The organism is Microlunatus sp. M237, from assembly GCF_056896895.1.
Genome location: NZ_JBXHBL010000001.1, coordinates 610,020 through 633,382, shown reverse-complemented (window position 1 = coordinate 633,382; position 23,363 = coordinate 610,020). Strand labels below are relative to the sequence as shown.

The following is a 23,363-nucleotide window of genomic DNA, read 5'->3' as shown; positions in this document are numbered from 1 at the left end:
TGCGCAGTGCAATACGGGACATTTAGCGCTCACCATCAGAACGCGCACTGGTTCGTCTCCCGCCACAAGATGTGAAAGTTTGGGCCGTTGACGTGCCTGAACTAATGCCATCCCCATCGCGGATGAGAAGTGGGTTTTTTCATGCCTTCACGGCAGACCGGCGCGTCCTCGCGCGCCTTCAGCAAGACGTCCAAGGGCGCCGGCAAGTCCGCCGCGGCCGCTAAGAAGTCAGGTCCGAAGAGCTTCAAGTCCGACGGCACCGCCAAGAAGCGGTGGAGCCGGGAGGAGCGGACCGAGCGCGGCCACGGCGCCCGCCGCAGTGGTGGCCAGCCGCGTACCACCGGCGACTACCAGCGTTCGGACCGTGAGTCGTGGGGCCCGCGCACCGAGCGCACGACCGACCGGCCGCAGCGGTTCGAGCGTCCGGCCGACTCCGATCGCGTGATCCGGGCCGATCGGCCCAGCCGCGACGACCGCCCGGCCCGTAGCTATGACCGGACTAATCGTCCGGCGCGTGACTTTGATCGTTCTGATCGTCCGGCGCGGAGCTTCGACCGCAGTGATCGTCCGGCGCGGAGCTTCGACCGCAGTGATCGTCCGGCGCGTGACTTTGATCGTTCTGATCGTCCGGCGCGCAGCTTCGACCGCAGTGATCGTCCGGCGCGTGACTTTGATCGTTCTGATCGTCCGGCCCGCAGCTTCGACCGCAGTGATCGTCCGGCGCGTGACTTTGATCGTTCTGATCGTCCGGCGCGGAGCTTCGACCGCAGTGATCGTCCGGCGCGTGACTTCGATCGCTCCGATCGTCCCGCCCGCAGCTTCGATCGTTCTGATCGTCCGGCGCGTGACTTCGATCGCTCCGATCGTCCCGCCCGCAGCTTTGACCGGAGTGATCGTCCGGCCCGGACCTCCAACCGTCCGGATGAGTCCGCCAACCGTTCGGAGAGCCGCAGCTGGCAGCGGCCCGACTCCGACCGGCCCACCCGGTCGTATGACCGGTCCGAGCGCCCCCAGCGGTCGTTCGACCGGACCGACCGCCCGCAACGCAGCTTCGACCGGTCCGAGCGCTCGTTCGACCGCCCCGACCGCAACGAAGAAGGAAACAGCGACAACATGAGCTGGACCGCACAGGAGATCGCTCCTGAGAACCTCAAGTCCGTGAGCGGCGAGAACGGCTTCGCCGCACTGGGCCTGCCCAAGCAGCTCGTCGCTGCGTTGGCATCGCAGGGCATCACCGCGCCCTTCCCGATCCAGGAGGCGACCATCCCGGACGCCCTCAACGGTCGTGACGTCCTCGGCCGCGGCCAGACGGGCTCGGGCAAGACGCTCGGCTTCGGTCTGCCGATGCTGACCACGCTGTCGGGCTCCAAGTCTGCGAGCAAGACCCCGCGCGGCGTCGTGCTGGTTCCCACCCGCGAGCTCGCCATGCAGGTGGCCGACGTGCTGGCGCCGCTGGCGAAGGTGGTCGGCATGTCAGTCACCCTGATCGCCGGCGGCATGGCCTACGGCCCGCAGCTGCGCGCCTTCGAGCGTGGCGTCGACATCGTGGTGGCCACCCCCGGTCGCCTGATCGACCTGATCGAGCAGGGCGCTGTCGACCTCTCCCGGGTCGAGGTCCTCGTGCTGGACGAGGCCGACCACATGGCCGACCTGGGCTTCATGCCCGCCGTCACCACGATCCTCGACGGAGTTCCCGAGGGCGGTCAGCGGATGCTCTTCTCCGCCACGCTGGACCGTGCCGTTGACCGCCTGGTCCGCCGCTACCTCAAGGATCCGGTCACCCACGAGGTCGACTCGGCCCAGGCCAGCGTCACCACGATGGAGCACCACCTGCTGCACGTCCTGCCGCACGACAAGAACGCCCTCACCGCCGAGATCGCGGGCCGGGAGGGACGTACCGTCGTCTTCGTTCGCACCCAGCGTGGTGCCGACCGGGTGGCCGAACAGCTGCGGGACGCCGGCGTGATGGCCGGTGCTCTGCATGGTGGTCTGACCCAGGGCGCCCGCTCCCGGATCCTCACCGCCTTCAAGGACGGCCAGGTGCCGGTTCTCGTCGCCACTGACGTCGCCGCCCGTGGTATCCACGTCGACGACGTCGGCTTGGTGCTCCAGGTCGACCCGCCGGCTGGTCCGAAGGAATACCTGCACCGCGCCGGTCGAACCGCTCGCGCCGGTGGCACCGGCGTGGTCGTCACCCTGACCCTGCCGCATCAGCGTCGTGAGGTCACCCGCCTCACCCAGCAGGCCGGCGTCCAGCCGACCCCGCTCGAGGCACGGCCGGGCGACAGCGCCCTGGCTGAGGCCACCGGCGCCCGCCGTCCCACCGGGGCAGCGGTGACCACCGTCGAGTTCGAGCGTCTGATCGCCCCGCCGTCGCGCGGTGGCGGTCGTCCCCGCAACCGCAAGGACTTCTCCCGTCGCGACGCCGGAAGCCGCGGCTTCAGTGGCGGCCGTGGCGGCTACAAGGGTGGTCGTTCCTGACCTACCGACCGGCGCCTCGGCGCCTGTCGTGACCTTTGCCGGGCCCGTCAGTGCTCCACTTCGGTGGGCACTGGCGGGCCCGTCGTCGTTCCCAGCCGGCGTGCGGTGAACCCGGGCCGAAGCCGCCTCGGACAGGTGCGGCTGAGGACGGTCAGCGGCGGCAGTACCATTACCGCTGGTGAACGCCTCAATTCCAGACCTCGTCTTGTCGGTCGCATCGCATGACGATGCCGCCGACCTGGTGGAGGTCATCCACGCGGCCTTCGGTGCCCGTCCCGCCCTGGACCCGCCGTCCACCGCCATCAACGAGACGCCCGAGACGATCGCGGCCGCGCTGGACGCCGGCGGGGGAATCCTGGCCACGGTCGGCGGCCGCCCTGCGGGCGCCATCCTCATCAGCGAGGTACGACCCGGCCTGGCCACCTTCCAGCGTGTGTCGGTGCACCCCGACTTCCAGCGCCACGGCGTCGCCTCGGCCATGGTCGCGGCCGCTCAGGAGTACGCCGCCGAGCTCGGCTTCCGCCGGGTCGAGCTGTTCGCCCGCAGCGAGTTCGCCGAGCTGATCGAATACTGGCGGCACCGTGACTTCGTGGTGGTTCGACCGGAGGCGCATGGCGTGGTGCTCGGTCGTGACCTGCCCGTGGTGGTCCGGATACCCACCGGCGAGGCGATGCAGGAGCTGGGGGAGCGGCTGGCCGGCGTGCTGACCGCCGGCGACCTGGTGATCGCCTCCGGCGGGCTGGGCGCGGGCAAGACCACCCTGACCCAAGGCATCGGTCGTGGTCTGGGCAGCGTCGGCCCGATCATCTCGCCGACCTTCGTGCTGTCGAGGATCCACCCCTCCACCAACGGACACCCCGCGCTGGTGCACGTCGACGCCTACCGGCTGAGCGGCGCCGACGAGCTCGATGACCTGGACCTGGACGCCACCGTGGACTCCGGCGTCACGGTGGTGGAGTGGGGCGAAGGGCTGGCCGAGTCCCTCGCCGAGCATCGGTTGGAGATCGACATCCGCCGTGGCGAATCCGATCCGGCAGACACCGCGTCCGCGGGAGACGAGACCGGCGGGACAGACGAGTCCGGCGCGGCTGACGAGTCCGGCGGGGGTGGGGTCGACGCCCGTACGGTGGTGTTACGCCCGGTCGGTGCCCGCTGGCACGGCGTCGACCTGGCAGCGATCGTGAAGGGACGTCCATGACCTCGCAGGTGGTTCTCGCTCTCGATACGTCCACGGTGGTCGCGGCCGGTGTAGCCCTCGGGCCCCGGGTGCTGGCCGCCGAGGTGGTGACCGATCGGCTGCAGCACGTCGAACAGCTGGTCCCGCTCACCCGTACGGTGCTCGCCGAGGCCGGCGTCGATGCTGTCGACGCCGTCGTGGTGGGGCTGGGTCCCGGACCGTTCACCGGGCTGCGGGTCGGCATCGCCACTGCTCAGGTGCTCGCGACCGCCTGGGGCGCGCCCCTGCACGGCGTCTGCAGCCTCGACGTGCTCGCCGTCCAGCACGTCGCCGACCATCCAGGCCCGCTGCCCGGTGACTTCGTGGTGGCGATCGACGCCCGACGCAAGGAGCTTTACTGGGCCCGCTACGCCGCCGACGGCACCCGAGTGGACGGCCCGCGGGTGAGCGACCCGTCGGAGCTGCCGGCGTTGCCGACCATCGGACCAGGCGCCGACCTGTATCCGGACCGCGTCCTAGCCGAGCTCGGGCCGCGACGCCTGGACCCGGGCGTGCTCGCCGCTGTCGGACTGCAGCTGCCGGACGCCGGCACCGAGCCGCTCTATCTGCGGCGCCCGGACGCGACGGAGCCCGCCCGGCCGAAGTCGGTGCTGCTCGAGCGTGGACCTCGCAGGTCCCCCCGAGGACCGCGACCATGACTCCCGCCACCGATGCGGCCGAGGTCAGCATCACCCCGGCCCACCGCGACGACCTGCCCGCCCTGCTCGCACTCGAGGAGTCCGGGTTCCCGGCCGCGGAACGCTGGAGCGAGCGCAGCTGGCTGGGGGAGCTGTTGGGCGAGCGACGTACGGTTCTGCTGGCGCGTGCTCACCACCCGGTCGGAGTGATCTCGATGCAGACGGTCGACCACATCGCTGACCTCCAGCGACTCGTGGTCGCTCCGGAACACCGTCGCAGCGGAGTCGGCACCGGGCTGGTCCGGGCCGCCCTCGCCGCGGTGCACCATCTCGGCGCGCGGTCGGTGATGCTCGAGGTGCAATACACCAACGAGCCGGCCATCGCGCTCTATCAGCGGTGCGGCTTCGAACAGCTCGCCGCCCGCCAGAACTACTACGGACCCGGAAAGCACGCCTTGATCTTGAAGCTCTATGACCTGCACGCCCAGCTCGCAGCCGGAGAGAACGCATGAGCGGGCCGCTGATCCTGGGGATCGAGTCCTCCTGCGACGAGACGGGCGTCGGCATCGTCCGCGGCCACGAGCTGCTGGCCAACGAGGTCGCCTCCAGCGTCGAGGAGCACATCCGCTTCGGTGGGGTGGTGCCGGAGGTGGCCAGCCGTGCCCACCTGCAGGCGCTCGTGCCGACCCTGGAGCGGGCCTGTGCCACCGCCGACATCGACCTCAGCGAGGTCGACGGTATTGCGGTCACCGCCGGTCCGGGGCTGATGGGGGCGCTGGTGGTCGGCCTGGCCGGCGCCAAGGCGCTGGCGTACGCGCTGGATAAGCCGCTCTACGGGGTCAACCACCTGGCCGGGCACGTGGCTGTGGACCTGCTCGAGCACGGTCCGCTGCCGGAGCCCTGCGTGGCGCTGCTGGTGTCGGGCGGGCACACCTCCCTGCTCCGAGTGGACGATGTCGCATCCGCCATCACCGAGCTCGGCTCGACCGTCGACGACGCCGCCGGAGAGGCGTACGACAAGGTGGCCAGGGTGCTGGGTCTGCCATACCCCGGTGGCCCGCACATCGACAAGGCGGCGACCGGGGACAAGAAGCTGATCGCCTTCCCGCGCGGGCTGACCGCCCGCAAGGACCTGGTGGAGCATCGCTTCGACTTCTCGTTCTCTGGCCTCAAGACAGCGGTGGCGCGTTGGGTCGAGGCGCGTCAGCGCGACGGCGAGGACGTGCCGATCGCCGACGTGGCGGCGAGCTTCCAAGAAGCGGTCTGCGACGTCCTCAGTGCGAAGGCGGTGGACGCCTGCCTCGCCACCGGCGCCACTGACCTGCTGATCGGCGGCGGGGTGGCGGCGAACCGGCGGTTGCGCGAGCTGCTGGCCGAGCGGACGGCGGAGAACGGCATCGCCCTGCGCACCCCGCGACCGGCCCTGTGCACCGACAACGGCGCAATGATCGCCGTGCTGGGATCCGAGATCGTCTCCCGTGGGGGTCGTCCCTCGGGATTCGACATCGGCGCCAACTCGTCGCTGCCGGTCGCCCGCATCCTGGTGTGAACGACTCGCGGATCGACCTGCTCACCTCGGCCGAGGGTCGGCTGGCCCTCGAGCTGGCTGCCGAGCAACCGGACCCGTCCAGCCTGGCCGCGGCCAGTGCGCTGCGGGCGCGCTGCGGCCCCGACCTCGCGGCTGCCGCACTCAGTCAGACGGAGCTGCGTCGCCGGGCGATCACCAAGTTCGGCCAGGACGCCGCAACGATGCTGTTCACCCGGGACGGGCTTGAGCAGGCGACCCGGCCGACGGTCGCTGCGCACCACGCCGCCCGGTTCGCCGCCGCCGGGGTGACCCGCGTGGTCGATCTGGGCTGCGGCATCGGGACCGACGCGATGGCCTTCGCCTCGGCCGGGCTGGACGTCGTGGCAGTCGAGCTCGACCCCGCCACCGCAGCAGTGGCCAGGGCCAACCTGGCAGGCCGGGCCGAGGTCGTGGTCGGCGACGCCGAGCAGCTCGCACCCGCGCTGATGGCTCCCGGCACCGGTGTGTTCTGCGACCCCGCTCGCCGCACCGCCAATCGTCGGTTGTGGCAGGTGCAGGACTTCAGCCCTTCCTGGCCGTTCGTCCTCGCCCTGCTGGACGGCTCCCGGGTGGCGGGGGTCAAGCTCGGCCCCGCCCTGCCGCACTCGTTCCTGCCGCCGTCGGTCGAGGCGGAGTGGGTCAGCGAGCGGGGGGACACCGTCGAGGTCGGGCTCTGGGCGGGGCCGGGCAGTGCCCCCGACCGGCGCGTGGCCACCCTGCTGCCCGACCCGAAGGCTGCCCCGGGCTCGGCCGCGGTACGGCTGGAGGTGCCGCTCGACACCGACGCGCTGCCGGTCGGGCCGCCCGGCCGCTATCTCTACGAGCCCGACGGGGCGGTGATTCGGGCCGGCGGCATCGGCTATGTCGGTCGGCTGCTCGGTGCCCGGCTGCTGGACCCCCAGATCGCCTATCTGACCGCCGACACGCTGTCCGACAGCCCGTACGTCACTGCCTTCGAGGTGGCCGAGATCCTGCCCTACAAGGAGAAGGCGCTGCGCCAGTGGGTGGAGCGGGCCGGGGTCGGCACGCTGGAGATCAAGAAGCGGGGCCTCGACCTCGACCCCGCCGCGCTTCGCCGCCGGCTGCGGCCGAAGGGACCCCATGCGGCCACGTTGGTGATCACCCGCACACCGCAGGGTGCCGTGGTGCTGGTCGCGTCGCGGGTCCAGCGGGGCGGCGGCAACGAGACCGGGGCGCCCAGCACGAGCTGAGGGAGATCGGAGCTGTCCCGGGCCGGGCTCAGCCGAGGTACAGGTCCACGGCCAGGCACAGTCCGGCCAGGCCGACCACGATACGCAGCGGCGTCTCCGGGACCCGTCGCACGATCGGCGGGGCCACCGAGGCGCCCAGCACGCACCCCAGTGCCAGCGGCAGCACCGTGGGCCAGTGCACCGGCCCCGCGAACACGAAGATCGCCGAAGCGGCGGCGTTGGCCGAGCCGAGGACGACCGAGCGCAGCGCGTTGATCCGGGCGTAGACGTCGGGCATGAAGGCCCCCAGTGTGGCCACGATGAGCACCCCGGCCGCAGCGCCGAAATAGCCGCCGTAGATGCAGATGACCCCGATCAGCAGCACCACCCACCAGGAGCGCTCCCGGATCCGGCCGGCGTGCAGCGAACGTAGCCAGGGCCGCAGGATGAGCACCACCGACGCGAACGCCACCAGCCACGGCACCACGGCCGAGAACACCTCTGCCGGTTGCGTCAGCAGCAGTGCGGCCCCGACCGCACCACCGGCCACCCCGGCCAGGCCGAACCTCAGCACCCGGCTGCGCTGGCCCACCAGGTCCGGTTGGGCGGACACCAGGCCGCCCGCGGTGGTCCCCATCAGCGCCACCGTGTTGGTCACATTGGCCGTCAGCGGCGGCAGGCCGAGTGCCAGCAGCGTCGGGAAGGACACCAGCGAAGCCAGCCCCACGCCGTAGCCGACGACCCCCGTACCGACTCCGGCGAGCAGCAGGATGCCCACCTGTGACCAGTCCACCGGAATCCTCCGTCGTCGTCCGTACGTCGCCGGGCAGACGCCTTCGGTGCCATTGCGTTGCCCATTGTGTCCCACGCGGTACGGTTCGACAGCCCGATCCCGACCCCTGGAGAGCCGGCCCGCCCGTGTATCCCACTCTGCTGATCCTGCTGTACGTCGCCACCGGCGTCGCCGCGGCCTGGGAAGCGCGCCGCAAGGGCTATGACGACCGGCTGTTCACCCTGCTCGGCATCATCTGCGGGCCACTGCTGCTGCTGGCCATGCTGCTGATCAAGCCGCGCCAGCTCGCGGTCGGGACTCCGGTCCGCCCGGCCGCGCCGATCACGCTGTCCGACGGCCGCCGGATCCCACCCAGCCACGTCAGCGTGGTGCGGGCGGTCGACGTGATCGACTCCACGGCAGTCTGCCTGGTGACCGCCCCGGGCGGCAGCCGGCACTGGGTCGCCCAGGAGGCGCTCACCCGGGTCCGGCCCCGAACGGGCGGCTGACCGCAGCCACTGCGCGACCCGGATTGGCGGGACCGCGCTGGCACTCAATGAGGTCGAGTGCTAATGTCGGATTAGCACTCTCCTTGTGAGTGTGCCAACTCAGCGAGGCGGCACCGCGACGACGTCGAGCTGGGACCTCCCATCTGAACACATCACTTCTGAAAGGGGTTTGACGTGGCAGTCACGATCAAGCCGCTCGAGGATCGCATCCTCGTCCAGCCGCTCGAAGCAGAGCAGACCACCGCATCCGGTCTGGTCATCCCGGACACCGCCAAGGAGAAGCCGCAGGAGGGCAAGGTCCTCTCGACCGGCCCCGGGCGGATCGACGACAACGGCAACCGCGTACCGCTCGACGTCGCTGAGGGTGACGTCGTCATCTTCAGCAAGTACGGCGGTACCGAAGTCAAGTACGACGGCCAGGAGCTGCTGCTCCTGAACGCGCGCGACATCCTCGCCGTCGTCACCAAGTAAGGGGAACACCCATGGCAAAGATCCTTCAGTTCGACGAGGAGGCGCGCCGCTCACTTGAGCGTGGCGTCGACATCCTCGCCAACACCGTGAAGGTCACGCTCGGCCCGAAGGGCCGCTACGTGGTGCTCGACAAGAAGTGGGGCGCGCCCACCATCACCAACGATGGTGTGACCGTGGCCCGTGAGGTCGAGCTGGACGACCCGTACGAGAACCTGGGCGCCCAGCTGGCCAAGGAAGTTGCGACCAAGACCAACGACGTGGCCGGCGACGGAACCACCACGGCGACGGTGCTGGCGCAGGCGCTGGTGCACGAAGGGCTCAAGGCCGTCGCGTCCGGTGCCAACCCGATCGCCCTCAAGCGTGGCATCGACATCGCTGTGGCCAAGGTGGAGGAGCGCCTGCGCGAGATCGCTCGCGATGTGCAGACCACCCAGGACATGGCGCACGTCGCCACCATCTCCGCCCGTGACGAGGTGATCGGCTCGCTGATCGCCGACGCGTTCGACAAGGTCGGCAAGGACGGCGTCATCACCGTCGACGAGTCCAACACCTTCGGCACCGAGCTCGAGTTCACCGAAGGCATGCAGTTCGACAAGGGCTACCTCTCGCCGTACTTCGTCACCGACGCAGAGCGGATGGAGGCGTCCCTGGACGACCCGTACATCCTGATCCACTCCGGCAAGATCAGCGCCATGAGCGAGCTCCTGCCGCTGCTGGAGAAGGTCATCGGCGCCTCCGGCACCTTGTTCATCGTGGCTGAGGACGTGGACGGCGAAGCGCTGTCCACCCTGGTCGTGAACAAGATCCGGGGCACCTTCACCTCGGTCGCCGTCAAGGCTCCGGCCTTCGGTGACCGGCGCAAGGCCATGCTCGAGGACATCGCGATCCTGACCGGCGGTCAGGTCATCGCCCCCGAGGTCGGCCTCAAGCTCGACCAGGTCGGTCTGGAGGTGCTCGGCCGCGCTCGTCGCATCGTCGTCACCAAGGACAACACGACCATCGTCGACGGTGCGGGCTCGAGCGACGAGGTCAAGGCGCGCGTGGCTCAGCTGCACGCCGAGATCGCGCGCACCGACTCCGACTGGGACCGTGAGAAGCTGCAGGAGCGGGTGGCCAAGCTGGCCGGCGGCGTCTGCGTGATCAAGGTCGGCGCTGCCACCGAGGTGGAGCTCAAGGAGAAGAAGCACCGCATCGAGGATGCTGTCTCCGCGACCCGCGCTGCCATCGAAGAGGGCATCGTGGCCGGTGGCGGTTCGGCACTGGTTCACGCCTCGGCCGCCCTGGCTGATGGCCTGGGTCTGACCGGAGACGAGCGCGTCGGCGTCTCCATCGTCAAGAAGGCTGCTGTCGAGCCGCTGCGCTGGATCGCCGAGAACGGTGGCGAGCCCGGTTACGTGGTGACCTCGAAGGTGGCGGAGATGAAGCCGGGTTCCGGCTACAACGCCGCGACCAACGAGTATGTCGACCTGCTGGCGGCCGGCGTCATCGACCCGGTGAAGGTGACGCGTTCCGCGCTCGCCAACGCGGCGTCGATCGCGTCGCTGCTGCTCACCACCGAGACTCTGGTGGTCGAGAAGCCCGAGGAAGAGGAGCCCGCGGCCGGACACGGTCACGCGCACTGATCTCTCAGCTCAACCGCACATCCACGATGGCCTCTCCCGCTCGCGGGGGAGGCCATCGTGTTGTCCGGGCAGCGTCGGGGATGGCCGCCGGAGAACGCGCGAGCTTTGATCACCGTTCGCCCACCCCGCGGCGACTTCAAGACCCGGACCGGTTGATCATCGAACCTTCTGATCATCACCGGAGATCGGCTCGATGATCAACATCGCGCTGCGTCGGATGCCGGGTTCGACATTTCTCAACCGACCCGGGCGAGATCGCCGTCGTCAGGCGCGACCCATCTGCCACAGTTAGGTCCGTCGCAGGAAGCGGACATGATCTCGACGATCGATGGGGGGCGGGTGAGCACCGAAGACGGTCAGCTGCGCACAGTCCAAGACCTCGTGGCTGCTGCGGGGGCGGGTGATCACGACGCCATGGACGAGTTGATCACCCGGCTGCGCCCCATGATCTTCAGCTACTGCCGGTCCCGGCTGATCGGGTACGCCGGCGGCCTGGAGGCCGCGGACGACGCGTCCCAGGAGACCTGCATGGCGATCTACAAGGTGTTGCCGCGCTACCGCGACAGTGGTGCGCCGTTCACGGCGTGGGTCTTCTCCGTCGCCGCCAACAAGGTGGCCGACGCCCAGCGCGCTTTCGCCCGCGCAGCCGTGCCGGTGGACGAGCTCCCCGACCGCACTGAGCCGTCCCAGACCCCCGAGGAACGGGCCATCTCTGCGGCCCACGTGGCGGCAGCGACCCAGCTGATCGACCAGCTGCCGAGCAGGATGCGGACTGTCTTGATCCGCAGAGCCTGTGGTGCGTCGGCCGACGAGGTCGCGCTCGAGCTCGGCATCAGCGCCGGGGCCGTCCGGGTCACCCATCACCGAGCGGTGGCCAGACTGCGCCAGCTGGTGACGGAGTCCGATGAATACCTCGGACTGTTCCCCTCCGGGACCACGGTCCCGATCGCGTCCTAGCGGGGCGAGGGACCGCGACGGCGGACGACCCGAGGTCTCGCTCGGACCACCCGAGACCCGATCTCGCTCGGACTACCCCAGACGGAAGGTCTCGCGGGGGATCCGGCCGACCAGATCCCGGGCGACCCGGGCAGCGTCCTCCTCGCTGATCTGATGGGTGGTCACCAGACCGGCCAGGTGGGCTGCGTCGACCCGGCGGGACATGTCGTGGCGGGCCGGGATGGAGCAGAAGGCCCGCGTGTCGTCGATGAAGCCGGAGGTCTTGTAGAAGCCGATGCCATCGGTGATGGCAGCCCGATAGCGACTGATCCCGGCAGGGGAGTCGATGAACCACCACGGCGCTCCGGCGTACACGCTGGGATAGAACCCGGCCAAGGGGGCGATCTCGCGGGAGAAGACCGTCTCGTCCACGGTGAACAGCACCAACCGGAAGGTCGGGTTGGTACCGAAGTCGTTCAGGACCCGGGTCAGCGGGCCGGTGAACGAAGCTACGGCGGGCAGGTCATGGCCGCTGTCGGGGCCGAACCGCTGCAGGGTGGGCCGGTGATGGTTGCGCAGGATGCCAGGATGCAGCTGCATCACCAGGCCGTCCTCGGCGGCCATCGCCGCGAACTGATACAGCATGTTGCGTCGGTAGGCGATCGCGTCCGCGACCGAGACGGCCTCGGGCCCGCCGCGCAGCGCCAGCTGGTGGATCCGATCCGCCTCAGTGTCGCTCAGCGGCTCAGCCACTGCATCCACCGGGCCGGTGTCCGTCGCGGTGCAGCCGTGGGCGGCGAAATGCGCGCGTCGCGAACGCAGCGCGTCCAGCAGGTTGGCATAGCTCGAGCACTCGATCCCGGCGGCCTGGCTCAGCCGCTCCAGCCGCTTGCCCCAGCCGGCTTCGCTCGGATCCATGTAGCGGTCGGCCCGGAAGGTCGGCAGCACCCGGCCGGTGAAGGTCTCATCGGCCGCCAGCCGGGCGTGGGCACAGAGGTCGTCCGCTGGGTCATCGGTGGTGGCCAGCACCGAGATGCCGAAGCGGTCGAAAAGGGCCCGCGGCCGGAAGGCGTCGGTGCGCAGCGCCTCGGACAGCTGGTCGTAGAGCCGGTCGGCTGTGTCGGCGGACGGGTGCTCGGTCACCCCGAACACCTCCTGCAGCTCCGACTCGAACCAGTACCGCACGGTGGTGCCGACGAGGGTGGGCCAGTGCTGGCAGAACGTACGCCAGATCTCCCGCGGGTCGACCCCCGGAGTCCGCACGCCCAGCTGATCCAGGGGCACGCCCGCGGTGTGCAGCAACCGGGTCACGTAGTGGTCCGGAGTGATCAGCAGCTCGGCCGGGTCCCCGAACGGCTCGTTGCCGGCCAGCACCTCGGCCTCGACATGGCCGTGGGGGGAGTAGATCGGTGCGTCGGCGACCTGGTCGTACAGGGTGCGCGCGATCTCACGGGTTGCGGGGTCTGCGGGCAGCAGGCGGTCGGGGTGGGGGGAGAGCGCCACCATGGTGGTCCTTTCGAGGAGCGGCGGCCAGGAGTCCGCGCGGGATGCGGCGGATGGCCGGTCAGGTGCTGACGGGTCCGGTGGACCCGCGAATGGTCAGGTGGGTGGGAAGCATGGCCAGTCGCCGGCCGGCCTGGTTCACCGCCGGATTGATCAGACCGAGCAACATCGTGATGGCGACTTGGCCGGCCCGTTCGGTCGGCGCGGTCATCGTCGTGAGCGGGGGATGGCAGAACGAGGCTCCGAAGATGTCGTCGCAGCCGACGACGCTGAGCTCGTCGGGAATGGAGATGCTGCGGGCACGGCAGCGCTCGAGCATGCCGAGCGCGATCAGGTCGTTGTAGCAGATGCATGCGGTGGCGCCGGCGCTGAGCACGGCCTCGGTGGCAGCGCCGCCGGATGCCATCGTCGGCGCGAACGGGCCCACCCGGACCAGCTCCATCGCGATCCCGTCGGCCACCTTCTGTGCGATCGCTTCGGCCAGCTTCTTGCCGCGCCAGCGGTTGGAGAACGAGTTCGGCGGGCCGGAGACGTACGCGACCCGTCGGTGGCCGAGATAGACTAGGTGGTCGAGCGCCTGCTGGATGGCCGTCGGGGTGTCGATGATGACGCTCGGAACACCGCTGACGTTGCGGTTGATGGTGACCAATGGGCGCAGCGCGGCCGCGGCGGCGATCTCGTCGTCACTCATCCGGGAGGCGGTCAGGACCACGCCGTCCGCGGCCTTCCGCATCCGCTCCAGTGTGGCGACCTCGACGTCAGCCGACTCCTCGGTGTCGACCAGGACCTGGGTGTAGCCCGCGGCCTTGAGCTGGTGCTGGGTCCCTCGGATCAGCTCGAAGTAGAACGGGTTGGTGATGTCGGGAACCAGCAGGGCGACCGTGCGGGTACGTCCGCTGGACAGCGCCCGGGCCTGCGCGCTGGCCACATAGTTCAGCTCGGCCGCAGCCTGTTCGACCCGCTCACGGGTGGCGTAGTTGACCCGACCGGGGTTGTTGAGGGCCCGGGAGACGGTGGAGGGCGCGACGCCGGCCAGGGCCGCGACATCATGGATGGTCGTCGGTTTGGATCGCCTGCTCGGCGTCGATTCCGCGACCATGGCCACAGCGAACCACACGCCCTCGGGGGTGGCAAACGTTTGCAACAATTTTCCATCGGTTCGGTCGGCTGCTGGCGTGCCAACCGTCCCCGGCCCACTCTCCGGCGCTGGCTGGTCCCTCGGAAGCGGCCGGGTAGCATAAAGGCTTCCCCTCTGTGTGTGAAAGGTCTTCCGTGTCGCAGTCTCCCGCTGATATCACCGCCGCCGGGGTGCCCGAACCCTTCGCCACCCTTGGCCTCACGTTCGACGACGTGCTGTTGCAGCCCGCCGAGAGCGACATCATCCCCTCCTCGGTCGACACGACCTCTCGGGTGTCGAAGCGGATCTCGGTCCGGATCCCGTTGATCTCCTCCCCGATGGACACCGTGACGGAAGCTCGGATGGCTGTGGCCATCGCACGTCAGGGCGGTCTCGGCGTCATCCACCGCAACCTGTCGATCGAGGAGCAGGCGCACCAGGTCGATGTGGTCAAGCGGTCCGAGGCCGGCATGGTCGACGAGCCGATCACCATCTCCCCGGACGCCACGATCGGCGAGGCCGATGCGATGTGCGGCCGGTTCCGGATCTCCGGCGTACCGGTGGTGGACGCGGACATGCGGTTGCTCGGCATCGTCACCAACCGCGACATGCGGTTCGAGAACGACCCGAGCCGCCTCGTGGGCGACGTGATGACCAAGATGCCGTTGGTGACCGGCCATGTGGGGATCAGTGGCGAGGACGCCATGGCGCTGCTGGCTCAGAACAAGATCGAGAAGCTGCCCTTGGTCGACGCCCAGGGCCGGCTCAAGGGCTTGATCACGCTCAAGGACTTCGTCAAGTCCGACCAGTACCCCGACGCCTCCAAGGACGACCAGGGCCGCCTCCGGGTGGCTGCCGCGGTCGGCTTCTTCGGCGACTCGTGGAAGCGGGCGATGGCGCTGGTCGAGGAGGGGGTCGACATGCTCATCGTCGACACCGCCCATGGTCACTCCCAAGGCGTCATCGACATGGTCCGCCGGCTCAAGGCCGAGTCGGCCGCGGCGGGCGTCGACATCGTCGGCGGCAACGTCGCCACGTACGCCGGTGCGAAGGCGCTGGTGGAGGCCGGTGTCGATGGGGTCAAGGTCGGGGTCGGTCCGGGCTCCATCTGCACCACCCGCGTGGTCGCCGGGGTGGGCGTGCCGCAGGTCACCGCCATCCACAACGCCTCGCGCGCATGCCGTCCGGCCGGGGTGCCGGTGATCGGCGACGGCGGTCTGCAGTACTCCGGTGACATCGCCAAGGCGCTGGTCGCCGGGGCCGACACCGTGATGCTGGGATCGTTGCTGGCCGGCTGCGAGGAGAGCCCCGGGGATCTGGTGTTCCTCAACGGCAAGCAGTTCAAGACCTACCGCGGGATGGGCTCGCTCGGCGCCATGGCGTCGCGGGGCCGCGACGCCTCCTACTCCAAGGACCGCTACTTCCAAGGCGACGTCACCTCCGACTCCCGGCTGATCGCCGAAGGGATCGAGGGCCAAGTGCCGTTCCGAGGGCCGCTGGCGGCCGTGGCCTATCAGCTGATCGGCGGTCTGCGGCAGTCCATGTTCTACACCGGGGCGGCGACGATCCCCGATCTGCAGGAGCGTGGCTCCTTCGTCCGGATCACCTCTGCCGGTCTTCGTGAGTCTCATCCGCACGACATCCAGATGACCGTCGAAGCGCCGAACTACGCCGGCTGAATTCGGCGCCGGTCTACGCCGGTTGGTCGCCATCCCTTCCTCCGAGGAGCTCTCCATGTTCGAGATCGGCCGTAACAAGCGCGCGCAGCAGGCGTTCGCCTTTGACGACATCGCCATCGTCCCCTCGCGGCGTACTCGGGGCGAGGACCAGGTGTCGTTGTCCTGGCGGATCGATGCACACACCTTCGAGTTCCCGCTGATCGCCGCACCGATGGACTCGGTGATGTCGCCGGCCACCGCCATCCGGGTCGGTCAGCTGGGCGGTCTGGGGGTGCTCAACCTCGAAGGGCTGTGGACGCGCTACGACGACCCGCAGCCACTGCTGGACGAGATCATCGCCGTCGAGGACCCGGGTGCGGTGACCCGGCGGATGCAGCAGATCTACGCGGAGCCGATCAAGCCCGAGCTGATCGGCAAGCGGATCGCCGAGATCCGTGAAGCCGGCGTGCCGGCCGCCGGAGCGCTCTCGCCGCAGAACACCCAGGCGTACGCCCAGGCCGTGGTGGACTCCGGGGTCGACTTCTTCGTCATCCGCGGGACGACCGTCTCCGCGGAGCACGTCTCGTCCGCCGCGGAGCCGCTCAACCTCAAGCAGTTCATCTATGACCTGGACGTGCCGGTGATCGTCGGCGGCTGTGCGACGTACCAGGCGGCTCTGCACCTGATGCGGACCGGCGCGGCCGGCGTCCTCGTCGGCTTCGGCGGTGGGGCCGCGTACACGACCCGCGCGGTGCTCGGAGTCGCGGTACCGATGGCCTCGGCGGTCTCGGACGTGGCCGCAGCCCGCCGGGACTATCTGGACGAGTCCGGCGGCCGGTATGTGCATGTCATCGCGGACGGCTCGGTGGGTCGATCCGGAGACATCGCCAAGGCGATCGCCTGCGGCGCGGACGCGGTGATGGTCGGCTCGCCGCTGGCCAAGGCGGAGGAGGCTCCGGGTCGAGGCTTCCACTGGGGGCCCGAGGCTTGGCACGAGCTGCTGCCCCGCGGCGAGCGGGCCGCCTTCACCACGGTCGGCACTCTCGAGGAGATCCTGCTCGGCCCGTCGTCGACCCCCGACGGCACGATGAACCTGGTCGGTGCCCTGCGCAAGGCGATGGCCACCACGGGCTACACCGAGGTCAAGGAGTTCCAGCGGGTCGAGGTCGTCGTCGGCTGAGCCGACGCTCGGTTGGGCTCGTCGGCGAGCCGACGCTCTATCAGGCCCGTCGGCTGAGCCGACGCTCTGCACAGTTCGCGACGGTCAGGATTTCGGGCTCGGCAACAGCCCTGTCAGGGCGTCCCAGCGGGCGATCTCACATCCGTTGGTCCGGGAGAACGTGCTGTTCACCGGCGTGCCGCGCCAGGTGCCGGTGACAGTGGCGGTCTGCGGGCCGCCGTACACCTGGCTGCAGCGGCGATCCTTGGCCACCGGCCGCAGTGCGGTCGCACCGTTGCGGTCCAGCACCGCGCAGGCCGCCGACGGGTCCGGATGATCACCGCCGGGCGGGTCACAGGTCAGCCGCCACGTCACCCGACGCCCGCTGCCGTCGTCGACCACGATCGTGAGGCCGTCCGTGGCCGTCGGCGAACCCGACGGGTCGTCCGTCGCCGTCGGCGAACCTGAGGGGGAAACCGGCAACGTGCTCGGGGGAGTCTTCGACACCGGAGCGGACGGTACGCCGGTTGCCGGGCCGGACGATGGTGCGCTGGGGGTCGACATGCCGCAGCCGGTCAGCAGCGCGGCTCCTACGGCCGCACAGACCAGCAAGAAGATCTTCATCGAAGTGTCCGAGTCACGGGAAAAGATCCTCTCGACGGCCGTCTGCAGCGGTGCTAGCGTCAAGCCTACTTCGCGCCGTGTCCACGTTTTCCGTGGATGCCGGCGCGCCCCTGCCTGGCAACACTGGAGGAATCTGTGCCACGCAACTCCCGTTCTCCCCGGGTGGCTTTTGTCGCCACCGCACTCGCCGTCGGTCTCGCCGTCGGTGCCCCGACCCTGGCGGCTGCGAAGCCGCTGCTCCCCAAGGATCAGTTGCCCGCCGTCGGCGCGCCTGGCCGTTACATCGTCGCCCTGGCCGCCGACCCGGTCGCCACCTATGAGGGCGACGTCAAGGGCCTCCCGGCCACCCGCCCCGTCGACGGCCGCAAGGTGGATGTCACCAGCGATGCCGCCAAGCGCTACAAGTCCTATCTCGTTCAGCAGCAGGACAAGATCGCCGACAGGGTCGGTGCCAAGCCCTCAAGGCGTTACTCGGTCAGCCTCAACGCCTTCACCGCGTCGTTGACCACCGCGCAGGCTCGGGATCTGCAGCGCACCTCCGGTGTCGTCTCGGTGACCAAGGACACGCTGCACAAGGCCAATGACGACACCAACTCGACCGACTTCTTGAAGCTGTCGGGCAATAAGGGAGTCTGGGCCTCGCTCGGTGGGCCGGCCAAGTCGGGTGACGGAGTGGTCGTCGGTGTGATCGACAGCGGCATCTGGCCGGAGAATCAGTCGTTCGCCGGCGCCCCGCTCACCACCAGGAAGCCGACCACCAGGGCTGATCGGTTCCGTCCCTACAAGGTCGGCACCAAGATCGTCATGACCAAGTCGGACGGCAGCACTTTCACCGGCACCTGCCAGACGGGTGAACAGTGGACGGCGGACTTGTGCAACACCAAGCTGGTCGGCGCCCGTTATTTCGGCACCGCCTGGCAGGCCGCTGTCGCCCCGGAGCTTCGGCGCGACATCATCTCCACCCGCGACGGTGGCGGCCATGGCTCCCACACCGCCTCCACCGCCGCCGGTAACGCTGGCGTGGTCGCCAGCGTGGACGGCGTGCCGTTCGGCAAGATCAGCGGCGTCGCTCCGGCGGCCAAGATCGCTGCCTACAAGGTGTTGTGGGAGGGAGCCACCGAGCAGGAGACCGGCGGCTGGGCCTCCGACATCGTTGAGGCGATCGACGCCGCCGTCACCGACGGTGTCGACGTGATCAACTACTCGATCGGCGGAAGCTCGGAGTCCCCGCACGATGAGCCGATCCAGCTGGCGTTCCTGTCGGCAGCCTCGGCCGGGATCTTCGTGTCCACCTCGGCCGGCAACAACGGCCCCGGCGCTTCGACGATGGACAACACGGCGCCGTGGCTGACCACCGTCGCGGCGAGCACCATCGCCCCGAACGAGGGCACCGTGGTGCTGGGCAACGGCTCCAAGTACTCCGGCATCAGCACCAGCATCACGAGCCAGGTCGGCCCGAAGCCGCTGGTGACCGCCGCCTCGGTCAAGCTGGCTGCGGCCACCGATGCCGACGCTGCCCTGTGCAGCCCCAACACCCTCGACCCGGCCAAGGTGGCAGGCAAGATCATTGTCTGTGACCGTGGCGTGGTGGACCGGGTGGCCAAGTCGGCCGAGGTCAAGCGGGCCGGCGGTTCAGGCATGGTGTTGGTCAACCTGACCGACAACACGGTCAACGGGGATGTCCACTCGATCCCGAGCGTGCACGTCAACGCCCCCGGTGGTCCGGCCATCAAGGCCTACGCCGCAGGCGCCGGCGCAACCGCGACGCTGGTCAAGGGCAACCAGGTGGGGGACACCGCGGCCTACCCGCAGGTGGCCGACTTCTCCTCGCGAGGGCCGTCCACCTCGAGCAACGGTGACCTGCTGAAGCCGGACATCAGCGCTCCCGGCGTCGACATCCTCGCCGCGGTGGCGCCACCGTCGAACAGCAACCGCAACTACGACTTCTACTCCGGTACGTCGATGGCTGCTCCGCACATCGCAGGTCTGGCCGCCCTGTTCTTCGACGTCCACCCGCGGTGGTCGCCGATGAAGATCAAGTCGGCCTTGATGACCACCTCGGCCGACACCCTCAACGCCGACGGGTCGAAGAACACCGATCCGTTCGCGCAGGGGGCCGGCGAGGTCACGCCGACCCGCATGTTCAACCCGGGACTGGTCTACAACTCCTCCGACCGTGACTGGCTGGCTTACCTCGCTTCGCTGGGGGTCAAGGGCACCGGGGTGAAGGCGAAGGACGCGAGCGACTACAACGCGCCCTCCATCGCGGTCGGCGAGCTGCTGAACAGTCAGACGGTCACCCGCCGGGTGACCGCGGTCAAGCCGGGCCTCTATCGGGCCACCGCCAAAGTCGCGGGGGTTCGGGTGAAGGTGAGCCCATCCATCCTCAACTTCAACCGGGCCGGCGAGACCAAGACCTTCACGGTGACCTTCACCAAGAAGTCGGCGGCCTACGACGAGGCAGCCACCGGCTTCCTCACCTGGACCGGGGCCGGCACCAAGGTGCGCAGCCCCATCGCGGTCACGCCGAAGGTTGTCTCCGCCCCGGATGTGGTCAGTGGGTCGGGCGCCTCCGGTTCGGTGAAGTACACCATCACCCCGGGCGTCAAGGGCTCGTTCCCGATCAGGGCCAACGGCCTGACCTCGGGGACGGCGACGAATGCGACCATCGCGGCCGGCGCTCAGCAGCAGTACGCCACCACGGTGCCGGCGAACGCCAAGGTCGCGCAGTTCAGCGTCCGTACGGCAGCCACCACGGCCGATCTGGACCTCGCGGTCTATCAGATCGTGGACGGTACCGGTGTGCTGGTGGGCCAGTCGGCGAGCGCCGCGGCCAACGAGACGGTGGTGTTGCCGTCGCCGGAAGCCGGGACGTACGTAGCCCTGGTGGTGGGGTTCGCCAACGCTCCGGGTACTACCTCGACGGCCTTCACCTATCGCTCCGCCGCGGTCACCGGCGGGGCGGGCCAGGGCAACTTCACGGTCAGCCCGGCCAACCCGCGCGCCACGATCGGCAGACCCATCCAGGTCACTGCCTCGTGGTCCGGGCTCGATGCCGCGACGCCGTACCTGGGCTTCGTGGAATACCCGGATGGGTCGGGCACCATCGTGACGGTGAACTGATCCCAACCCCGTCGCGCTCCGCGCGGCAAGACGACGACGACGCCATCCCCGGACTCCGGGGGTGGCGTCGTCGCCGTTTCGGCGCAGGGTGTTCGCCGTTTCGGCGCAGGGTGTTCGCCGTTTCGGCGCGGGGTGTTCGCCGTTTCGGCGGGGGGTCGTCGCCGTTTCCGCCGCCGAGGGTGGGCGCTGCCGCGCAGTAGGGTGTGGTTGGGTCCGGACCGCGCGGGTACGGACTCTGGAGCGGGCCGCAGGTGGCCCGCCGCCGTCCGGAAACGACTCGTGACCGGGCGTGAACGACGAGGACAAAAGGGAAGTGCGATGAGCGACAACTCTTTCGATGAGAGCGTGCCGGAGCAGTCCGAGCAGCTCGACCTCCAGCCGGAGGAGATGCTGCTGGACACCGGCAAGGACGACATGCTGGACGGCGGCTATGAGGTGCCGGACCATTACTCCGCGGCGGAGGGCTTCGGCAACACGGCGGCGGAGCAGGCCGAAGGTGAGACCCTGGAGCAGCGGCTGGCGCAGGAGGTCCCCGACCTGACGGAGGATGACCTCCCGACCTCACCCGCTGCCGACGGTGTCACCGAAGACCTGGACGCGCTGCTGGAGGAGAGCCTGGATGCGGGCGGACCCGTCGACGACGAGCAGGTGGGCCGCTTGGCCGACCCGAACGAGGGCATCGGCGAAGACACCGAGGCCCAGCTCATCGGCCTCGACGTCGAGGACACTGCCGACCTGAGCGCCGAGGAAGCAGCGTTGCATGTGACCGACCAGCCCTGAGCCGGGTGGTCGCTGACTGATCGGGCCGGCCTCGTGTGACGATTCAGGACGTCGCGGAGGTCGGCCCGTGCTGCTCGACACCGGAACCGGAGTCAGCATCGGATGTCGCCGGTACCGCATCAGCGCTTTCGCCGCCGGCATCGGCGGCAGCGGACGAGCCGCCGTGGGCTGAGTCGAGCTGAGCCGCTTGCTCGTCCGCCGCCCTGGTCAGCCGCCTGGTGAGCACCAGACCGCCGATGACCATGATCACGCTCAGCCCCAGGTGCAACCAGTTGTCGGCCGTGTTGACCGGGATGAAGTTCGCCACCGAGCGCTTCGGGATCACGAAGCCGTAGATGGTCAGGGCCAGATAGACGAAACCCCCACCGACCAGATAGCCGGCCGCGGACGGCACCCGCCGGGCGCACACCACGCCCGCCAGCCCGAAGACCAGATGGACGAGATTGTGCAGCGTCGATACCTGGAACAGACCGAAGAGGGTGGCCTGTGAGCTGGGCGAGGAGAAGGCCGCGGCGGTGTGCGCCACAGTGACACCAGGCACGAAGCCCAGGCCGCCGAGGACCATCAGCAGCAGCCCCACGACCATCGATGCTCGCTGCAGAGCGGTCGGCTGCGCCGGGTCGGGTTCGACCCGCGCGTCGGACATGGTGCCTCCTTTTCCGGCTGTGCGCCGGCGCGAACCGGGCCAGCAGTCCTGCAGTCGTACCCCTGCCGGGGCGGTTCCTTCTCCGACCGAGCGCTCACCCAGCCGGGCTGTGGCCGGACCGCTGATCGAAGCGGTCAGCACCGAACTCGGCCAGGAGCGGATGACGTCGGCCCGAGAGCATCTCATATGCGAGGAGCTCACCTGCCACCAGAGCGAGCGTGGCGCCGCTGTGGGTGAAAGCCACCGACAGACCAGGCACCGCGGTCGGTCCCAGCACCGGTTGCCCGTCCGCGGGGATCGGCTTCGCGCCGATCCGACAGGCAGCCGCGCTAAGCGGCGGGTGGCCCGCCAGCACCTCCGTCGCTGCGGAGAGCAGCTCCCGGACGGTCTCGGCCGGAGCGTGTAGCACTCCATCCGCCCCCGGCTCAAGCTGTTCGGCCGTCCAGTCCGCGTCCACGGCCAAAGCCCCGGAGGGCGTCGGGCGGAGAGCGACGCGCGGAGTGTTCAGCACCGCGCGCAGGTGGGTGGCCACCGGATGGGTGACCACCAGCAGGGCGTTCGTGGTGGCCTCCGGCAGCTGGACACCGGCCTCGGCCACCAGCCGCGGAGTCGCTGCGCCGGCCGCCACCAGCACTCGATCGGCCGGGAGACGCTGATCGGTCGGGGTGACCCCAGTCACTTCGCCGGCCGTGAGCTCGAGTCGTGCCGGCCCCGTGCCGGTGGTGATGTGGCCGCCGTGGCGACGTAGCTCCTGGCTCAGGACGTCCACCAACGACGGGAGATCGACCCAGCCCTCACCAGCGTTCCAGAGGGCTCCGGTCGCCGGGACAGCGGCCGGATCGACGCCCGGCACGCAGGTGGAGACCTCCGACGACGTGAGCACCCGGCTGTCGTAGCCACGGTCATGCTCGAGGTGGTGGTCCGCCAGCAGCGCGTCGCGGTCGTCGGCGGCGCCCCAGCGCAGCCCGCCGTCGAACCGCAGCCACGGCGGGCTCGAGTGCCGAGCCGCCAGCGTCCGGTAACGGTCGATGCCCACCATCCGGAGACGGTGGTACGCCTCGGACTTCGGACCCGCAGAGTTGAGCCAGGCGAGGGAGCGGCCCGAGGCGCCGCTGGCCAGGGGACCCTCGGAGATCAGCTGCACCTCGGTGCCGGCGCGCGCCAGCGAGGCTGCGGTCGAGACCCCCAGAACACCACCGCCGACCACGACGAGTCGTGGTCGGCGGGTGGTGGGCAGCCCTGTGGTCACCGCTGGCGTCCGGACGGGTCCGGGTGCATCACGGCTCGCTTCGCGCTCGCGTCACGGGCTCGCTCAGCGCTCGCGTCACGGCTCGCTCAGCGCTCGCGTCAC

At 69.7% G+C, this 23,363-nt stretch carries 20 protein-coding genes; 14 read left to right on the top strand and 6 right to left on the bottom strand.

Translation table 11 applies throughout. The features are described 5' to 3' along the window. Nucleotides 1–141: 141 nt before the first annotated feature. The 6 genes from AC1XX3_RS02925 (at nt 142) to AC1XX3_RS02900 (ending at nt 7,113) form a co-directional block, all read left to right on the top strand. Complete coding sequence (locus AC1XX3_RS02925) at nt 142–2,481, top strand: DEAD/DEAH box helicase (RefSeq protein WP_483319578.1); 2,340 nt, start codon at nt 142–144, stop codon at nt 2,479–2,481. A 178-nt stretch (nt 2,482–2,659) separates the two neighbouring features. Continuing rightward, nucleotides 2,660–3,679, top strand: a complete 1,020-nt coding sequence (gene tsaE / locus AC1XX3_RS02920; RefSeq protein ID WP_483319577.1) for a tRNA (adenosine(37)-N6)-threonylcarbamoyltransferase complex ATPase subunit type 1 TsaE — start codon at nt 2,660–2,662, stop codon at nt 3,677–3,679. Further along, complete coding sequence (gene tsaB, locus AC1XX3_RS02915; RefSeq protein WP_483319576.1) at nt 3,676–4,356, top strand: tRNA (adenosine(37)-N6)-threonylcarbamoyltransferase complex dimerization subunit type 1 TsaB; 681 nt, start codon at nt 3,676–3,678, stop codon at nt 4,354–4,356. Before tsaE ends, tsaB begins: the two co-directional genes overlap by 4 nt. Continuing rightward, a complete protein-coding gene (locus AC1XX3_RS02910; protein WP_483319575.1) occupies nt 4,353–4,847 on the top strand; it encodes a GNAT family N-acetyltransferase in 495 nt (164 codons plus the stop codon). Before tsaB ends, AC1XX3_RS02910 begins: the two co-directional genes overlap by 4 nt. Then, nucleotides 4,844–5,884 (top strand): tRNA (adenosine(37)-N6)-threonylcarbamoyltransferase complex transferase subunit TsaD, encoded by a 1,041-nt coding sequence (gene tsaD, locus AC1XX3_RS02905; RefSeq protein ID WP_483319574.1) that lies wholly within the window; start codon nt 4,844–4,846, stop codon nt 5,882–5,884. Before AC1XX3_RS02910 ends, tsaD begins: the two co-directional genes overlap by 4 nt. Then, complete coding sequence (locus AC1XX3_RS02900) at nt 5,881–7,113, top strand: class I SAM-dependent methyltransferase (protein WP_483319573.1); 1,233 nt, start codon at nt 5,881–5,883, stop codon at nt 7,111–7,113. Before tsaD ends, AC1XX3_RS02900 begins: the two co-directional genes overlap by 4 nt. A gap of 28 nt (nt 7,114–7,141) precedes the next feature. Here the strand turns inward: AC1XX3_RS02900 and AC1XX3_RS02895 are convergent, their stop codons facing one another. Next, on the bottom strand, nt 7,142–7,885 hold the full coding sequence (locus AC1XX3_RS02895) for a sulfite exporter TauE/SafE family protein (RefSeq protein WP_483319572.1): 744 nt from the start codon (nt 7,883–7,885) through the stop codon (nt 7,142–7,144). Between the two features lie 125 nt (nt 7,886–8,010). On the opposite strand from AC1XX3_RS02895, the gene AC1XX3_RS02890 reads away from it, so the two are divergent. The 4 genes from AC1XX3_RS02890 to AC1XX3_RS02875 all read left to right on the top strand — a co-directional run bounded on the left by AC1XX3_RS02890 (nt 8,011) and on the right by AC1XX3_RS02875 (nt 11,423). Then, nucleotides 8,011–8,373: a hypothetical protein gene (locus AC1XX3_RS02890; protein WP_483319571.1), complete on the top strand. Its 363-nt coding sequence runs from the start codon at nt 8,011–8,013 to the stop codon at nt 8,371–8,373. A 174-nt stretch (nt 8,374–8,547) separates the two neighbouring features. Next, nucleotides 8,548–8,844 carry a co-chaperone GroES gene (gene groES, locus AC1XX3_RS02885; protein WP_483319570.1) on the top strand — a complete coding sequence of 99 codons (297 nt, stop codon included), beginning with the start codon at nt 8,548–8,550 and terminating at the stop codon, nt 8,842–8,844. Nucleotides 8,845–8,855: 11 nt separating this feature from the next. Then, nucleotides 8,856–10,466: a chaperonin GroEL gene (groL, locus tag AC1XX3_RS02880; RefSeq protein WP_483319569.1), complete on the top strand. Its 1,611-nt coding sequence runs from the start codon at nt 8,856–8,858 to the stop codon at nt 10,464–10,466. Nucleotides 10,467–10,805: 339 nt separating this feature from the next. After that, nucleotides 10,806–11,423: a sigma-70 family RNA polymerase sigma factor gene (locus AC1XX3_RS02875; RefSeq protein WP_483319568.1), complete on the top strand. Its 618-nt coding sequence runs from the start codon at nt 10,806–10,808 to the stop codon at nt 11,421–11,423. Nucleotides 11,424–11,495: 72 nt separating this feature from the next. Here AC1XX3_RS02875 and uxaC read toward each other — a convergent pair whose 3' ends face one another. Beyond that, nucleotides 11,496–12,908, bottom strand: coding sequence for a glucuronate isomerase (gene uxaC, locus AC1XX3_RS02870; RefSeq protein WP_483319567.1), 1,413 nt, complete (start codon nt 12,906–12,908; stop codon nt 11,496–11,498). A 58-nt stretch (nt 12,909–12,966) separates the two neighbouring features. Further along, nucleotides 12,967–14,004 carry a LacI family DNA-binding transcriptional regulator gene (locus AC1XX3_RS02865; protein WP_483319566.1) on the bottom strand — a complete coding sequence of 346 codons (1,038 nt, stop codon included), beginning with the start codon at nt 14,002–14,004 and terminating at the stop codon, nt 12,967–12,969. A 194-nt stretch (nt 14,005–14,198) separates the two neighbouring features. On the opposite strand from AC1XX3_RS02865, the gene guaB reads away from it, so the two are divergent. Further along, entirely contained in the window at nt 14,199–15,701 is a 1,503-nt protein-coding gene (guaB, locus tag AC1XX3_RS02860; RefSeq protein WP_483320202.1) for an IMP dehydrogenase, read from the top strand. Nucleotides 15,702–15,756: 55 nt separating this feature from the next. Next, nucleotides 15,757–16,860 carry a GuaB3 family IMP dehydrogenase-related protein gene (locus tag AC1XX3_RS02855; protein ID WP_483319565.1) on the top strand — a complete coding sequence of 368 codons (1,104 nt, stop codon included), beginning with the start codon at nt 15,757–15,759 and terminating at the stop codon, nt 16,858–16,860. An 84-nt stretch (nt 16,861–16,944) separates the two neighbouring features. On the opposite strand, the gene AC1XX3_RS02850 is transcribed toward AC1XX3_RS02855, so the two are convergent. Continuing rightward, nucleotides 16,945–17,463, bottom strand: coding sequence for an SSI family serine proteinase inhibitor (locus AC1XX3_RS02850; RefSeq protein ID WP_483319564.1), 519 nt, complete (start codon nt 17,461–17,463; stop codon nt 16,945–16,947). A gap of 135 nt (nt 17,464–17,598) precedes the next feature. Between AC1XX3_RS02850 and AC1XX3_RS02845 the strand changes: the two genes are divergently transcribed. Both AC1XX3_RS02845 and AC1XX3_RS02840 read left to right on the top strand, forming a co-directional pair. Beyond that, nucleotides 17,599–20,586: a S8 family serine peptidase gene (locus AC1XX3_RS02845; protein WP_483319563.1), complete on the top strand. Its 2,988-nt coding sequence runs from the start codon at nt 17,599–17,601 to the stop codon at nt 20,584–20,586. Between the two features lie 318 nt (nt 20,587–20,904). Beyond that, entirely contained in the window at nt 20,905–21,366 is a 462-nt protein-coding gene (locus tag AC1XX3_RS02840; RefSeq protein ID WP_483319562.1) for a DUF5709 domain-containing protein, read from the top strand. A gap of 43 nt (nt 21,367–21,409) precedes the next feature. On the opposite strand, the gene AC1XX3_RS02835 is transcribed toward AC1XX3_RS02840, so the two are convergent. Both AC1XX3_RS02835 and AC1XX3_RS02830 read right to left on the bottom strand, forming a co-directional pair. Next, on the bottom strand, nt 21,410–22,012 hold the full coding sequence (locus AC1XX3_RS02835; RefSeq protein WP_483319561.1) for a DUF4383 domain-containing protein: 603 nt from the start codon (nt 22,010–22,012) through the stop codon (nt 21,410–21,412). Between the two features lie 94 nt (nt 22,013–22,106). Next, nucleotides 22,107–23,261 (bottom strand): NAD(P)/FAD-dependent oxidoreductase, encoded by a 1,155-nt coding sequence (locus tag AC1XX3_RS02830; RefSeq protein ID WP_483319560.1) that lies wholly within the window; start codon nt 23,259–23,261, stop codon nt 22,107–22,109. Nucleotides 23,262–23,363 lie beyond the last annotated feature (102 nt).